The 13,952-nt window shown below is 60.5% G+C and carries 18 protein-coding genes; 9 read left to right on the top strand and 9 right to left on the bottom strand.

From position 1 onward, the window contains the following. Positions 1–84: 84 nt before the first annotated feature. The 7 genes from GPL81_RS17785 to cysG all read left to right on the top strand — a co-directional run bounded on the left by GPL81_RS17785 (position 85) and on the right by cysG (position 7,941). Positions 85–297, top strand: a complete 213-nt coding sequence (locus GPL81_RS17785; RefSeq protein ID WP_157755690.1) for a hypothetical protein — start codon at positions 85–87, stop codon at positions 295–297. Further along, on the top strand, positions 294–2,702 hold the full coding sequence (locus tag GPL81_RS17780; protein ID WP_160107790.1) for a DNA translocase FtsK: 2,409 nt from the start codon (positions 294–296) through the stop codon (positions 2,700–2,702). The genes GPL81_RS17785 and GPL81_RS17780 overlap by 4 nt, the downstream gene beginning before the upstream one ends. 64 nt (positions 2,703–2,766) lie before the next feature. After that, a complete protein-coding gene (gene lolA, locus GPL81_RS17775; RefSeq protein WP_128607949.1) occupies positions 2,767–3,390 on the top strand; it encodes an outer membrane lipoprotein periplasmic chaperone LolA in 624 nt (207 codons plus the stop codon). A gap of 162 nt (positions 3,391–3,552) precedes the next feature. Then, positions 3,553–4,875, top strand: coding sequence for a replication-associated recombination protein A (locus tag GPL81_RS17770; protein WP_160107821.1), 1,323 nt, complete (start codon positions 3,553–3,555; stop codon positions 4,873–4,875). Continuing rightward, a complete protein-coding gene (crcB, locus tag GPL81_RS17765; protein WP_096510140.1) occupies positions 4,875–5,249 on the top strand; it encodes a fluoride efflux transporter CrcB in 375 nt (124 codons plus the stop codon). Before GPL81_RS17770 ends, crcB begins: the two co-directional genes overlap by 1 nt. Positions 5,250–5,265: 16 nt before the next feature. Continuing rightward, the gene (serS, locus tag GPL81_RS17760; protein ID WP_096510141.1) at positions 5,266–6,546 is read left to right on the top strand and encodes a serine--tRNA ligase; all 1,281 of its coding nucleotides are present in this window, start codon (positions 5,266–5,268) and stop codon (positions 6,544–6,546) included. Beyond that, positions 6,547–7,941 (top strand): siroheme synthase CysG, encoded by a 1,395-nt coding sequence (cysG, locus tag GPL81_RS17755; protein WP_160107789.1) that lies wholly within the window; start codon positions 6,547–6,549, stop codon positions 7,939–7,941. A gap of 133 nt (positions 7,942–8,074) precedes the next feature. Here cysG and GPL81_RS17750 read toward each other — a convergent pair whose 3' ends face one another. From GPL81_RS17750 to GPL81_RS17715, 8 genes are all read right to left on the bottom strand, one after another. Next, a complete protein-coding gene (locus tag GPL81_RS17750; protein WP_160107788.1) occupies positions 8,075–9,076 on the bottom strand; it encodes a glutathione S-transferase family protein in 1,002 nt (333 codons plus the stop codon). Between the two features lie 90 nt (positions 9,077–9,166). Further along, positions 9,167–10,168 carry a glycosyl transferase family protein gene (locus GPL81_RS17745; protein ID WP_160107787.1) on the bottom strand — a complete coding sequence of 334 codons (1,002 nt, stop codon included), beginning with the start codon at positions 10,166–10,168 and terminating at the stop codon, positions 9,167–9,169. Next, complete coding sequence (locus GPL81_RS17740; RefSeq protein ID WP_160107786.1) at positions 10,165–10,500, bottom strand: TusE/DsrC/DsvC family sulfur relay protein; 336 nt, start codon at positions 10,498–10,500, stop codon at positions 10,165–10,167. Before GPL81_RS17740 ends, GPL81_RS17745 begins: the two co-directional genes overlap by 4 nt. Then, positions 10,497–10,790 carry a sulfurtransferase complex subunit TusB gene (gene tusB, locus GPL81_RS17735; protein WP_160107785.1) on the bottom strand — a complete coding sequence of 98 codons (294 nt, stop codon included), beginning with the start codon at positions 10,788–10,790 and terminating at the stop codon, positions 10,497–10,499. Before tusB ends, GPL81_RS17740 begins: the two co-directional genes overlap by 4 nt. Continuing rightward, entirely contained in the window at positions 10,790–11,152 is a 363-nt protein-coding gene (gene tusC / locus GPL81_RS17730; RefSeq protein ID WP_160107784.1) for a sulfurtransferase complex subunit TusC, read from the bottom strand. The genes tusB and tusC overlap by 1 nt, the downstream gene beginning before the upstream one ends. Position 11,153: 1 nt before the next feature. Further along, the gene (gene tusD, locus GPL81_RS17725) at positions 11,154–11,546 is read right to left on the bottom strand and encodes a sulfurtransferase complex subunit TusD (protein WP_160107783.1); all 393 of its coding nucleotides are present in this window, start codon (positions 11,544–11,546) and stop codon (positions 11,154–11,156) included. Between the two features lie 172 nt (positions 11,547–11,718). Next, positions 11,719–12,054 carry a DUF6388 family protein gene (locus tag GPL81_RS17720; RefSeq protein ID WP_160107782.1) on the bottom strand — a complete coding sequence of 112 codons (336 nt, stop codon included), beginning with the start codon at positions 12,052–12,054 and terminating at the stop codon, positions 11,719–11,721. Positions 12,055–12,073: 19 nt separating this feature from the next. Further along, entirely contained in the window at positions 12,074–12,322 is a 249-nt protein-coding gene (locus GPL81_RS17715; RefSeq protein WP_096510149.1) for a hypothetical protein, read from the bottom strand. 147 nt (positions 12,323–12,469) lie between these two features. Between GPL81_RS17715 and GPL81_RS17710 the strand changes: the two genes are divergently transcribed. Further along, on the top strand, positions 12,470–12,820 hold the full coding sequence (locus GPL81_RS17710; RefSeq protein ID WP_121103337.1) for a hypothetical protein: 351 nt from the start codon (positions 12,470–12,472) through the stop codon (positions 12,818–12,820). Between the two features lie 119 nt (positions 12,821–12,939). Here GPL81_RS17710 and GPL81_RS17705 read toward each other — a convergent pair whose 3' ends face one another. Then, positions 12,940–13,371, bottom strand: coding sequence for a GNAT family N-acetyltransferase (locus tag GPL81_RS17705; protein WP_160107781.1), 432 nt, complete (start codon positions 13,369–13,371; stop codon positions 12,940–12,942). Positions 13,372–13,513: 142 nt separating this feature from the next. Here GPL81_RS17705 and GPL81_RS17700 point away from each other — a divergent pair, with 142 nt between their 5' ends. Then, entirely contained in the window at positions 13,514–13,951 is a 438-nt protein-coding gene (locus GPL81_RS17700) for a hemerythrin domain-containing protein (protein ID WP_160107780.1), read from the top strand. The last annotated feature ends 1 nt before the right edge of the window (position 13,952 follow it).

Genomic DNA, 13,952 nt, shown 5'->3' with positions numbered 1-13,952 from the left:
GCCTTTGTCACAAAAGAGAATGCATGCTCAAATTGAGTCGCATGTAATGTGCTTTTGACTATGCTACATCCAAGTGTTCCAAGCATGGCATCGAACGAACAAACCCGTACAATGCCTGGTTGTAACAGCGTTTGTAACAAAATGACCGTTGCGCACCCTGTTTATAAAAACCAGGGCGCAGTGTTAAAAGTAGTCCCAGTTGCGCCTGTTAACTTTTTTACCTGCCTGGATTGGGCAGTTTTTTATAGTCAATCAACAGATGGACGCGCCTTGGGCGCAGGAATAGAAGCGTTTTGAAGAAATCCACCGAAGCACCCAAGACAGTCGTTCCGCTCTGGCGCCAGCAATTGCACTACCGCCTCAAGGAAGGTGCATTGATCGCCATCGGCGCGTTGTGCCTGTTCCTGATGATGGCCTTGCTGACCTACGGCAAGGACGATCCGGGCTGGAGCCATAACAGCAAGATCGACGACGTTCAGAACTTCGGCGGTCCGGCAGGTTCGTACAGCGCCGATATCCTGTTCATGGTGCTCGGTTACTTCGCCTATATCTTCCCGCTGTTGCTGGCGATCAAGGCTTATCAAATCTTCCGTCAGCGTCACGAGCCGTGGCAGTGGAGCGGCTGGCTGTTCTCCTGGCGCCTGATCGGGCTGGTGTTCCTGGTGCTGTCAGGCGCTGCGCTGGCGCATATCCACTTTCATGCCGCGACCGGTCTGCCGGCCGGCGCTGGCGGTGCGCTGGGCGAAAGCCTGGGCGACCTGGCGAAAAACGCACTGAACATTCAAGGCAGTACGCTGCTGTTCATCGCCCTGTTCCTGTTCGGCCTGACCGTGTTCACCGACCTGTCGTGGTTCAAGGTGATGGACGTTACCGGCAAGATCACCCTTGACCTGTTCGAACTGTTCCAGGGCGCCGCCAATCGCTGGTGGGCGGCCCGGACCGAGCGCAAGCAACTGGTCGCGCAATTGCGTGAAGTCGATGACCGCGTACATGACGTGGTCGCGCCGACCGTCACCGACAAGCGCGAGCAGGCCAAGGTCAAGGAACGCCTGATCGAGCGTGAGCAGGCCCTGAGCAAGCACATGTCCGAGCGCGAGAAGCAGGTGCCGCCGGTGATTGCCCCGGCCCCGGTCAAGCCGGTGGCGCCGAGCAAGCGCGTGGAAAAAGAGAAGCAGGCGCCGCTGTTCGTCGACAGCGCCGTGGAGGGCACGTTGCCGCCGATCTCGATTCTCGACCCGGCGGAAAAGAAACAACTCAATTACTCGCCGGAATCCCTGGCGGCAGTCGGTCACTTGCTGGAAATCAAGCTCAAGGAGTTCGGCGTCGAAGTCACCGTGGATTCGATCCACCCGGGCCCGGTGATTACCCGTTACGAAATCCAGCCGGCGGCCGGGGTCAAGGTCAGCCGTATTTCCAACCTGGCCAAGGACCTGGCGCGTTCCCTGGCCGTGACCAGTGTTCGGGTCGTGGAAGTGATTCCGGGCAAGACCACCGTCGGTATCGAGATTCCCAACGAAGACCGGCAGATCGTGCGCTTCTCCGAGGTGCTGTCGACTCCCGAGTACGACAACTTCAAGTCGCCGGTCACCCTGGCCCTGGGCCACGACATCGGCGGCAAGCCGGTCATCACCGACCTGGCGAAAATGCCGCACCTGCTGGTGGCCGGTACCACTGGCTCCGGTAAGTCGGTGGGCGTGAACGCGATGATCCTGTCGATCCTGTTCAAGTCCGGCCCGGAAGACGCCAAGCTGATCATGATCGACCCGAAAATGCTTGAGCTGTCGATCTACGAAGGCATCCCGCACCTGCTGTGCCCAGTGGTCACCGACATGAAGGACGCCGCCAACGCCTTGCGCTGGAGCGTCGCCGAGATGGAGCGACGCTACAAGCTGATGGCGAAGATGGGCGTGCGAAACCTGTCGGGCTTCAACGCCAAGGTCAAGGAAGCCCAGGACGCCGGCGAGCCGTTGAGCGATCCGCTGTACAAGCGCGAGAGCATCCACGACGAAGCGCCATTGCTGCAGAAGCTGCCGACCATCGTGGTGGTGGTCGACGAATTCGCCGACATGATGATGATCGTCGGTAAAAAGGTTGAAGAGTTGATCGCCCGTATCGCCCAGAAGGCGCGGGCAGCCGGTATCCACCTGATCCTGGCGACCCAGCGGCCGTCGGTGGATGTGATCACCGGTCTGATCAAGGCCAACATTCCGACCCGCATGGCGTTCCAGGTATCGAGCAAGATCGACTCCCGGACCATCATCGACCAGGGCGGCGCCGAACAATTGCTGGGTCACGGTGACATGTTGTACATGCCGCCGGGTACCAGCCTGCCGATCCGTGTCCACGGTGCGTTCGTTTCCGATGACGAGGTTCACCGGGTAGTGGAAGCCTGGAAACTGCGCGGGGCGCCGGAGTATAACGACGACATCCTCAACGGTGTCGAAGAGGCCGGCAGTGGCTTTGAAGGCAGCAGCGGTGGTGGCGATGGCGATGATCCCGAGACCGACGCGCTGTATGACGAAGCGGTGCAGTTCGTCCTGGAAAGTCGTCGCGCCTCCATTTCCGCCGTTCAGCGCAAGCTGAAAATCGGCTACAACCGCGCCGCGCGCATGATCGAAGCCATGGAAATGGCCGGGGTCGTGACCTCCATGAACACCAACGGTTCGCGTGAAGTCCTGGCCCCTGGCCCGGTGCGTGACTGACCTTATTGAAAGGGCGGTGCTCTTGGGCGCCACCCGCACTCCCACGAATGTTATGAGGACTCCCATGCGTCTTATCCGCATGCTGTTGCTGCCGGTACTGGCTTTGACCACGCTCTCGGCCCACGCCGATGACAAGGACGTGGCGCGTCTGACCCAACTGCTGGAAAAATCCCAGACCCTGACTGCGCGTTTCTCCCAGCTGACCCTTGACGGTTCTGGCACCCAATTGCAGGAAACCGCTGGCCAGATGTCGCTGCAGCGTCCGGGCCTGTTCTACTGGCACACCGATGCGCCTCAGGAGCAGTTGGTAGTATCCGATGGCAGCAAGGTCACCCTGTGGGACCCGGATCTGGAGCAAGCGACCATCAAGAAGCTGGATGTGCGCCTGACCCAGACCCCGGCCTTGTTGTTGTCCGGCGATGTCTCAAAGATCAACCAGAGCTTCGATATCAGCGCCAAGGAAGCCGGCGGCGTGATCGACTTCACCCTGAAGCCGAAAACCAAGGACACCCTGTTCGACAGCCTGCGTCTGTCGTTCCGCAACGGCCTGGTCAATGATATGCAATTGATCGACAGCGTCGGCCAGCGCACCAACATTCTGTTTACCGGCGTGAAGGCCAACGAACCGATCCCTGCGTCCAAGTTCAAGTTCGACATCCCCAAGGGTGCCGATGTAATCCAGGAATAAAACACCGGACCACTGTAGGAGCGAGCCTGCTCGCGATGAACCTGAGCGCGCCGCTGGGTGTCAGGTTGCCAGCGTTATCGTTGACGACCATCGCGAGCAGGCTCGCTCCTACAGGGATCGTGTTGATTGGCATCAGAGCCCAATGAGGTTTTAACCGCAGTGATGGACCTGTTTCGCAGCGCCCCGATCTCCCAACCCCTGGCCGCCCGCTTGCGTGCGGCCAACCTGGATGAGTATGTCGGTCAGGAACACGTGCTCGCTCGCGGCAAGCCTTTGCGCGAAGCCCTGGAGCAGGGTGCCCTGCATTCGATGATTTTCTGGGGGCCGCCGGGGGTGGGCAAGACCACGCTGGCGCGGCTGCTGGCGGAAGTATCCGATGCGCACTTCGAAACCGTGTCTGCGGTGCTGGCCGGGGTCAAGGAGATCCGTCAGGCGGTGGAAATCGCCAAGCAGCAGGCCGCGCAGTACGGCCGGCGCACGATTCTGTTCGTCGACGAAGTGCACCGTTTCAACAAATCCCAGCAGGATGCGTTCCTGCCCTACGTCGAGGATGGCACGCTGATTTTCATCGGCGCGACCACGGAAAACCCGTCCTTCGAACTCAACAATGCCTTGTTGTCCCGTGCCCGGGTCTACGTGCTGAAAAGCCTCGACGAAGCGGCGTTGCGCAAACTCGTGCACCGCGCCCTGACCGAAGAGCGCGGCCTGGGCAAGCGTAACCTGACCCTCAGCGATGAAGGCTTCCAGATGTTGCTGTCGGCCGCCGATGGCGATGGCCGGCGACTGCTCAATCTGCTGGAAAACGCCTCGGACCTGGCCGAAGACAACAGTGAGATCGGCGTCGATCTGCTGCAAAGTCTGCTGGGCGATACCCGCCGTCGTTTCGACAAGGGTGGCGAAGCCTTTTACGACCAGATCTCCGCGTTGCATAAATCGGTGCGCGGCTCCAACCCCGACGGCGCGTTGTACTGGTTTGCGCGCATGATCGACGGCGGCTGCGATCCCCTCTACCTGGCCCGGCGTGTGGTGCGCATGGCCAGCGAAGACATCGGCAACGCCGATCCGCGTGCGCTGAGCCTGTGCCTGGCAGCCTGGGAAGTGCAGGAGCGCCTCGGCAGCCCCGAAGGCGAACTGGCAGTGGCGCAGGCCATTACGTATCTGGCCTGCGCACCGAAAAGCAATGCGGTGTACATGGGCTTCAAGGCCGCCATGCGCAGTGCCACCGAGCACGGTTCGCTGGAGGTGCCACTGCACCTGCGCAATGCGCCGACCAAACTGATGAAACAGTTGGGTTACGGCGACGAATACCGGTATGCCCACGATGAGCCGGAGGCCTACGCCGCCGGCGAAGACTACTTCCCCGAAGAGCTCGAACCGCAACCTTTCTATCAGCCGGTGCCCCGAGGCCTGGAGCTGAAGATCGGCGAAAAGCTCAATCATCTGGCGCAACTTGACCGATTAAGTCCCCGGCAGCGGAGAAAATAGTGATTCAAACGATTCTTGCGGTGTCCGTGGCCGGCATCGCTGGTACATTACTGCGTTTCGCCACCGGCAATTGGGTCAACGCCAATTGGCCCCGGCATTTTTATACCGCGACCCTGGCGGTCAATCTGGTGGGCTGTCTGATCATCGGCGTGCTGTACGGGCTGTTTTTGACACGCCCGGAAGTGCCGATCGAAATTCGTGCCGGCCTGATCGTGGGTTTTGTAGGGGGTCTGACGACCTTTTCATCTTTTTCACTGGATACGCTGCGCCTGCTTGAAAGCGGGCAGGCGCCGATAGCCTTCGGTTATCTGGCCATCAGCGTATTCGGCGGGTTGCTTGCCACCTGGGCTGGCCTATCCTTGACCAAACTTTGATAAACGAGAGACCGACATGCTCGATTCCAAACTGTTACGTAGCAACCTTCAGGACGTAGCGGACCGCCTGGCATCCCGTGGCTTTGCCCTGGATGTCGCGCGCATCGAAGCGCTGGAAGAACAGCGCAAGACCGTCCAGACCCGCACCGAAGCACTGCAGGCTGAGCGTAATGCGCGTTCCAAATCCATTGGTCAGGCCAAGCAGCGCGGCGAAGACATTGCACCGCTGATGGCGGATGTCGAGCGCATGGCCGGCGAGCTGGCCGCCGGTAAGGTCGAACTGGATGCAATCCAGACCGAACTGGATTCGATCCTGTTGGGTATCCCGAACCTGCCACACGAATCGGTGCCGGTCGGTAAGGACGAAGACGACAACGTCGAAGTGCGCCGTTGGGGCACGCCGACCGCCTTCGATTTCCCGGTCCAGGACCACGTTGCCCTGGGCGAGAAGTTCGGCTGGCTGGATTTTGAAACTGCCGCCAAACTGTCCGGCGCCCGTTTTTCACTGCTGCGCGGCCCAATTGCCCGCCTGCATCGCGCCCTGGCGCAGTTCATGATCAACCTGCACGTTACCGAGCACGGCTACGAAGAGGCCTACACGCCTTACCTGGTCCAGGCCCCGGCGCTGCAAGGCACCGGTCAGTTGCCCAAGTTCGAGGAAGACCTGTTCAAGATCGCTCGCGAAGGCGAAGCCGATCTGTACCTGATCCCGACCGCCGAGGTATCGCTGACGAACATCGTCGCCGGCGAGATCGTCGATTCGAAACTGCTGCCGATCAAGTTCGTCGCCCATACGCCGTGCTTCCGCAGTGAAGCCGGTGCGTCGGGTCGCGATACCCGCGGCATGATCCGCCAGCACCAGTTCGACAAGGTCGAGATGGTGCAGATCGTTGAACCATCGACATCGATGGAGGCGCTCGAAGGCCTGGCCGCCAACGCCGAGAAAGTCCTGCAACTGCTGGAACTGCCTTATCGCACCATTGCCCTGTGCACCGGCGACATGGGCTTCAGCGCGGTCAAGACCTACGACCTGGAAGTGTGGATTCCGAGCCAGGAAAAATACCGCGAAATCTCGTCGTGCTCCAACTGCGGCGACTTCCAGGCCCGTCGCATGCAGGCGCGTTTCCGCAACCCGGAAACCGGTAAGCCTGAACTGGTGCACACCCTGAACGGTTCCGGCCTGGCAGTCGGTCGTACCTTGGTGGCGGTGCTGGAGAACTACCAGCAGGCCGACGGTTCGATCCGCGTGCCAGAAGTCCTGAAGCCGTACATGGGTGGCCTCGAGGTCATCGGCTAAATGGATTATCTGCCGCTGTTCCATAACCTTCGCGGCAGTCGTGTGTTGGTCGTCGGTGGGGGGGAGATTGCCTTGCGCAAATCCCGCCTGCTGGCCGACGCCGGTGCGCTGCTGCGGGTGGTCGCACCTGAAATCGAACAGCAATTGCGCGAACTGGTGGCCGCCAGCAGTGGCGAGTGCCTGTTGCGTGGCTACGTTGAAGCGGATCTGGACGGTTGCGGGCTGATCATCGCCGCCACCGATGACGAATCGCTGAACGCGCAAGTGTCCGCCGATGCCCATCGGCGTTGTGTGCCGGTCAACGTGGTCGATGCGCCAGCGCTGTGCAGCGTGATTTTCCCGGCGATCGTCGACCGCTCGCCGTTGATCATTGCCGTGTCCAGTGGCGGCGATGCGCCGGTGCTGGCGCGCTTGATCCGCGCCAAGATCGAAACCTGGATCCCCTCGACCTACGGTCAACTGGCTGGGCTGGCGGCACGTTTCCGCCACCAGGTGAAAAAACTGTTCCCGGATGTGCAGCAACGTCGTGCGTTCTGGGAAGACGTGTTCCAGGGCCCGATTGCCGACCGGCAACTGGCCGGGCAGGGCGCCGAAGCCGAGCGCCTGTTGCAGGCAAAAGTCGATGGCGAGGCACCGGTGGCGACCGGTGAGGTGTATCTGGTGGGCGCCGGTCCCGGTGATCCGGACCTGTTGACCTTCCGCGCCTTGCGCCTGATGCAGCAAGCCGATGTGGTGCTGTATGACCGCCTGGTGGCGCCGGCCATTCTCGAATTGTGCCGTCGCGACGCCGAGCGGGTTTACGTCGGCAAGCGCCGGGCCGATCACGCCGTGCCCCAGGATCAGATCAACCAGCAATTGGTGGACCTGGCCAAACAGGGCAAACGCGTCGTGCGGTTGAAGGGTGGTGATCCCTTCATTTTCGGCCGTGGCGGAGAAGAGATCGAGGAACTGGCGGCCCATGGCATCCCGTTCCAGGTGGTGCCGGGTATCACGGCAGCCAGCGGTTGCGCGGCCTATGCCGGGATTCCGCTGACCCATCGCGATTACGCCCAGTCGGTGCGCTTTGTCACCGGTCACCTCAAGGACGGCTCCACGGATCTGCCGTGGGCCGATCTGGTCGCGCCGGCGCAAACCCTGGTGTTCTACATGGGGCTGGTGGGCTTGCCGATCATCTGCGAACAGTTGATCAAACACGGCCGCAGCAAAGATACCCCGGCGGCGTTGATCCAGCAGGGCACCACAGTCAATCAGCGGGTGTTTACCGGCACGCTGGCTGACCTGCCACAGCTGGTGGCGGAGCATGAAGTGCATGCGCCGACGCTGGTAATCGTGGGTGAAGTGGTGCAACTGCGCGAGAAACTGGCGTGGTTCGAAGGGGCTCAGGGGCAGGTCTAAAAACCGAGTCGGTCGAGCGCGACCCCGACCCATCGCGAGCAAGCTTTGCTCCCACAGGGGATTTGTGTCGGTCACAAGTCCCGTGTGGGAGCAAAGCTTGCTCGCGATGAGGCCCTCATAACCCACACAAATCTCAGGCCCTGCGCCAAACCCCTTTCCCACTCAACCGGGCCCGATCATGGGCCGCGGTGAAATCCTGCGCCGGCCCTTTCGGCACGATCCCGGTCGGGTTGATGGTCTTGTGGCTGCCGTAGTAGTGATGCTTGATGTGGGTAAAGTCCACCGTCTCGGCGATACCCGGCCACTGATACAGCTCCCGTAGCCAGTTCGACAGGTTCGGATAATCGGCAATTCGCCGCAGGTTGCACTTGAAGTGGCCGTGATACACCGCGTCGAATCGAATCAATGTAGTGAACAGGCGGATGTCTGCTTCGGTCAGGTATTCGCCCGTCAAATAACGGTTCGCGCCCAACAGTTGCTCCAGTCGGTCCAGTTCGACAAACAACTCATCGAACGCTTCTTCGTAGGCCTGTTGCGACGTGGCAAACCCGGCGCGGTACACGCCGTTGTTCACCGCCGGATAAATCCGTTCGTTCAGCGCGTCGATCTCGGCCCGCAACGGTTGCGGGTAGAAATCCAGGTCGTTGCCGGTCAAATCATCGAAGGCGCTGTTGAACATGCGGATGATTTCCGCCGATTCATTGTTGACGATGTGTTTCTGCTGCTTGTCCCAGAGCACTGGCACGGTGACGCGACCGGTGTAGTCGGCGGCATCGGCGGTGTAGCGCTGGTGCATGAAGTTGAAATGATCAAGTTTGTCGCCGGTGGAGCCGTGGGACTTGTCAAAAGTCCAACCGTTTTCGAGCATCAGATAGCTGACCACCGACACGTCGATCAGGCTTTCCAGGCCCTTGAGTTTGCGCAGGATCAGTGTGCGATGGGCCCACGGACAGGCAAGGGACACGTAGAGGTGATAGCGCCCCGCCTCGGCAGCAAAATCACCGGCACCGCTCGGACCGGGCTGGCCGTCAGCGGTAACCCAGTTGCGACGCTGCGCCTGCTCACGCTGGAACGCGCCGTCCTTGCTGCTTTCGTACCACTTGTCCTGCCAGCGACCTTCAACTAACAAACCCATGTCCAAGACTCCTCAACCCGTAAGCGTTGGAGAAGAGTCTATTCCCTTAGGTTCGATAAAAAAGCGCAAAGGTTGAAGGGACATTATCGATTAAATCGATTTGTCTCGAGCGTCCCAGTAGCGCTGGGCGGTTTCGAAGGCCTGCTCGCGGGGTTGGCCGAGCCCGCGCAAGGCCAGGGCCATGGTCGAAATCAGGGCCATTTGCGGATAACTGTCGACTACATCGCCACGCCATACGGCTTTCAGATGTTCGGGGTCGAGCGCGGCCGGTTTGACGTGACGTTGCGCCGACAGCTGCGGCCATTCCTCGTCCCAGCTTTCGCCGCCCGTGGTGCCATACAGATGGCTGTCGGCATCCGGGTTGATTTCAATCTCGCCGCCATCGCCCTTGACCACGATGGCGGTGTCGCCAAGCAGGCCGCTGGCATCGCGGTGCACCGCCTGATAGCCGGGGTGGAAAATGCTTTGCAGGCCGCAGCGAGCGCCCAGCGGATTAAGGATCCGCGCCAGGGAGTGGATTGGCGAGCGCAGCCCCAAGGTATTGCGCAGGTCAATCATGCGTTGCAGCTGTGGCGCCCAGTCGACCAAAGGCATAAAAGCCAGTCCACCGTTGTCCAGGGCTGCACCTACCTGTTGCCAGTTGCGGCACAGCGGGATCTTCAACTCATCGAGCAATTGCTCGCTGTACAGCCGACCGGCTGTATGTGCACCAGCGCCATGCATAAAGATGCGCACGCCGTTTTGTGCCAGGCATTTGGCCGCCAACAGGTACCACGGCAGGTGTCGCTTCTTGCCCGCGTAAGTGGGCCAGTCCAGATCGACATTCAATACCGGTGCCTGCAAACGCTCACGCAAGGCTTCGGTGAACCCGGCCATTTCTTCCGCGCTTTCTTCCTTGTGCCGCAAAAGCATCAGGAAGGCACCGAGTTGGGTCTCCTCGACCTTGTCGTCGAGCACCATGCCCATGGCCTGGCGTGCTTCTTCCCGGGTCAGGTCGCGGGCGCCGCGTTTACCTTTGCCCAGAATCCTTACGAATTGGGCGAACGGATGTTCGGCGGGCGTTTCGAGAGTCAGCGCTGGGTAATCGGTCATAAGCAATTCGTCGGTTTGGGCAGGCCCGCCAGTTTCGCGGCGAGTTTGGCGGGGGTGCCTTTGAACAGTCGGTTCAGGTGCAGGCTGTTGCCTTTGTCCGGGCCGAGCTTCAACGCGGTGTATTTGATCAGCGGGCGGGTGGCCGGCGACAACTGGAACTCTGAATAAAAACTGCGCAGCAGTTCGAGGATTTCCCAGTGTGCAGGGGTCAGCTCGATGTCTTCGGCGGCCGCGAGGGCGCTGGCAACGTCGATCGACCAGTCACTCAGCTCGACCAGAAAACCGTCCTTGTCCAACTCGATGGCGCGCGCGCCGACCGTCAGGGAATTCATAGCCAACTGTTGACCTTGTCGTGGTGGATCGACAGCTCGACGAAGGCCGGATAATCGACGGCTTTAGCCCAGTCTGGAATCGCGATGGCCCGGGCCTGGGCGTCTTCGGCCAGGACGTAGAGTTTCAGGCCGCGTGCGTAGAGCGCCGAGAAAGGCGCGGTGCCCGGCTGCAAGGCGTAGGCCGCGTCACCGGACAGCAGCAGCGCATCGTTGACGCCGATCAGTCGCAGGCAACTGCTCAGGCGGTCGTCGCCGAAAGGGGAATGAGACAACACATGCAAAGTCGACATCAGAGGGTGATCACCTGGTCGTAACGGTCAATGAGTGCGGTGATTTCATCGGCGGCCAGCACCCGGGCTTCTTCCAGCGCCAGAGCGCCGGGGTCGAGGCCACGTTGCGCCACACTGTCGGCACAGACAAACAGTTCTTCGACGCCAAACATCGGCAGGGCCTGCAAGTTGGCGCTCAAGTCTTTTTGTTGCAGGGCCTTGGCGTCCTGTCGGGGCGCGAGCTGGAACACGCCGTCATCGAGGAACAGCAGGCCGATCGGCAGATCGAACGCACCACCGGCCAGTACGATGTCCAGTGCTTCCCGAGCGCCCGGCCCGGACCACGGCGCCTGACGGCTGATGATCAATATGGATTTAGCCATCTCAAGCGCCTCCGAAACAGATCAGGCGGTCGGCGTCCTGCACCGCGTCATGCAACTGACCGAGGCCGGACAGTTCCCACGGCGAGCCAACGGCGACAGCCTCACGCTGATAGCGGCGGGCTTCTTCCTCGTTCAGCACGCCACGGCGCAGCGCGGCGGCAATGCACACCACGCCATCGAGTTGGTGCTCGCTGACGAAGGCGTGCCATTGTTTGGGCAAATCCAGCTCGTCCTGGGGCGTGACCACGCTACCGGAGGCGTTGTAGACGCCATCCTGATAGAAAAACAGCCGGACGATCTCATGCCCGCCGGCCAGCGCGGCCTGGGCGAACAGCAAGGCGCGGCGCGAGGAGGGCGCATGGGCGGCGGAAAACACGGCAATGGCGAACTTCATGACGGACTCGATCAGCGAAACTGCCGCCATGATAAAGCTTTATCGGCGGGGCGGCTAAATCGATGTTGTCTTTGCGGCCCTCATCGCGAGCAGGCTCACTCCTACATTGGAATGCATTTCAAATGTAGGAGTGAGCCTGCTCGCGATGAGGGCCAGATTGGCGCAACATTCATCAAAGTTGATCGGCCAATCCATACAACTCGCAATACTCCAGCCAATCCATCCCCGCCATCTCGGCCACTTCCTTGTGCACTTCCAGGCGCTGGGCCTGATAGTCCTCTTCTGTGGCAGCCGTCAGCTTCAACGTCAGTTCCCAGGCAAACAGCCCCAGGCGCTCGGCTTCGGCTTCGAAGGCTTCGTGCAAACGCTCGTCACGAAACTGCTCAAGTGTTTCGCCCTTGGCCTGGGCGAGCAGCGGGTTGAGGTTGTCGAGCTCGACGCATAGCTCGGGGCGTGCATCGAGAAACTTCTTCAGTGCCTGTTCGTGTTGCAGCTCGGATGCCGCCATGGTCGCTCCTTGATATGGATTACGCAGACTGCTTCTTGTTGGCCTTGGCCGCTGCTGCCAGACATTCGAGGGCAAACTGTTCCGTGTAGGTCATCTGGATCGGCGTGGTTTCGCCTTTGACGGTACGTTCGCCGTCGAGGATGTAACGGATCCGCTTGTCGGTGACACCGATTCGCTTGGCGATCCAGGAAGGCGTCTGTCCGATCTGGCTGATCAGCTTGTCGGCATACTCAGTGGTCGGTTTGTAGAACTCGGCGTTGGGTGTCATCAGGTTTCCAGAAAGAAAGGTGAAGCGGCGTATTGGCGCGACAGGGTGCGCGAATCGTTGCGCGGTGTCGCGGTATAAATGAAGTAAAGCAGAACGATACGCGCTGCCGCAGTGATAAAGTCCGCTTTTTCCTGATGAGCGACTGCAATGCGAATTTTGATGGTGGCGCTGGCCGTCACGTTGCTGGCCGGGTGCGCAGGCTCGGTGATGAGCGATGCCCGCAGCAAACCCCCGTACAAGACCCTCAATTCGGACAAGCCGGAAAAAGACGTGGCCCAGTGCGTACAGTTTTCCTGGCAGGACGAAGCGGTGTTCGGGGTCGATGCCAGCGGCTATCTGCAGCCTGGCGAGAAGGGCGGAACGACCGTGTACACCCGTTCGGCGGAGTCATTCGTGGACGTGACCACCGATGCCTCGGGCACCGTATTGAGTTACTACGCGCAGCACGACGACTTCGTCGCCAAGCGCCGGCTGGCGGCGTTGGCGACTTGCCTGTGATCTAAGGCTTGATGCTTTACCCCTGTGGGAGCGAGCCTGCTCGCGAATGCGTCGGGTCAGTCGACATCAATGTTGGTTGATAGTCCGCTTTCGCGAGCAGGCTCGCTCCCACAGTTCATTTAAGTGTTGTTAATCAGGCGCTTCTGGAAAAAGAAGTGCTTGTGCCCCGGCGGGTAGTCGGCGATGTGCCCGATCTCGCTGTAGCCGCATTTCCTGTAGAACTCCGGTGCCTGGAATTCGAAGGTGTCCAGCCACAGCCCGATGCATTTTCTCTCCCGCGCCAGGTCTTCGGCCATCTGCATCAGCTTCGTGCCCATGCCTTGTCCCCGCGCCTGCTCCGGTACCGACAGCAGGTCGATGAACAGCCACTGGTAAAACAGCCGGGCGTAAAGGCCGCCCAGGATCTCGTCGTTATCGTCACGTACCAGCAGGGCAATGTGCTCGGGTATGGCGCCGTCAGCCTTCGAGGCGTTGTAGGCACGCAAGGGCAGCAGGATGGCCTGGCGTTCTTCTTCCGTGGGGTTTGGCGAGAACTCTATCCGCAGTGTCATGGCTATATCCTTATGGCAGTGAAACCGCAGCCTATCGTGGTGACCGCGATTGTTCCATCACCGTCATGGAACCGTCGCCCCGGCGCCAATGTCTAGCCTCAAGAAGCGTCATTCCAGGACGCTGTCCCCGAGGACTCTCTCCGTGAATATTTTCGAAGCCCTGCGCGAAAGCCACGAGCGCCAGCGTACCTATGCCAAGGCGCTGATCCACACCAGCGGCGACACCCCTGAGCGCGTCGAAGCGTACAAACAGCTCAAGTCCGAACTGCAGGCCCATGAAACCGCCGAAGAGCGTCACTTCTACATCCCGTTGATGAAGTTCGACAACGGCGTCGATCTGAGCCGCCATGGGATCGCCGAGCATCACGAAATGGACGAAATGATGGAGGAACTGGACGGGACCGAGATGTCCAGCCCCGCCTGGCTGGCAACGGCGAAGAAACTGTCGGAGAAAGTCCACCACCATCTCAAGGAGGAAGAGCAGAAGTTCTTCCAGATGGCCGGCAAGCTGCTCGATGACAAACAGAAAGAGACGCTGGCGAACCAGTACGAGAAGGAATACAAGGCGCAGCTGGCGTGAA

This window comes from Pseudomonas izuensis (assembly GCF_009861505.1).
Classification (GTDB): Bacteria; Pseudomonadota; Gammaproteobacteria; order Pseudomonadales; family Pseudomonadaceae; genus Aquipseudomonas; species Aquipseudomonas izuensis.
The sequence above is the reverse complement of the archived record's forward strand: the minus strand, read 5'-3'. Positions and strand labels throughout refer to the sequence as shown.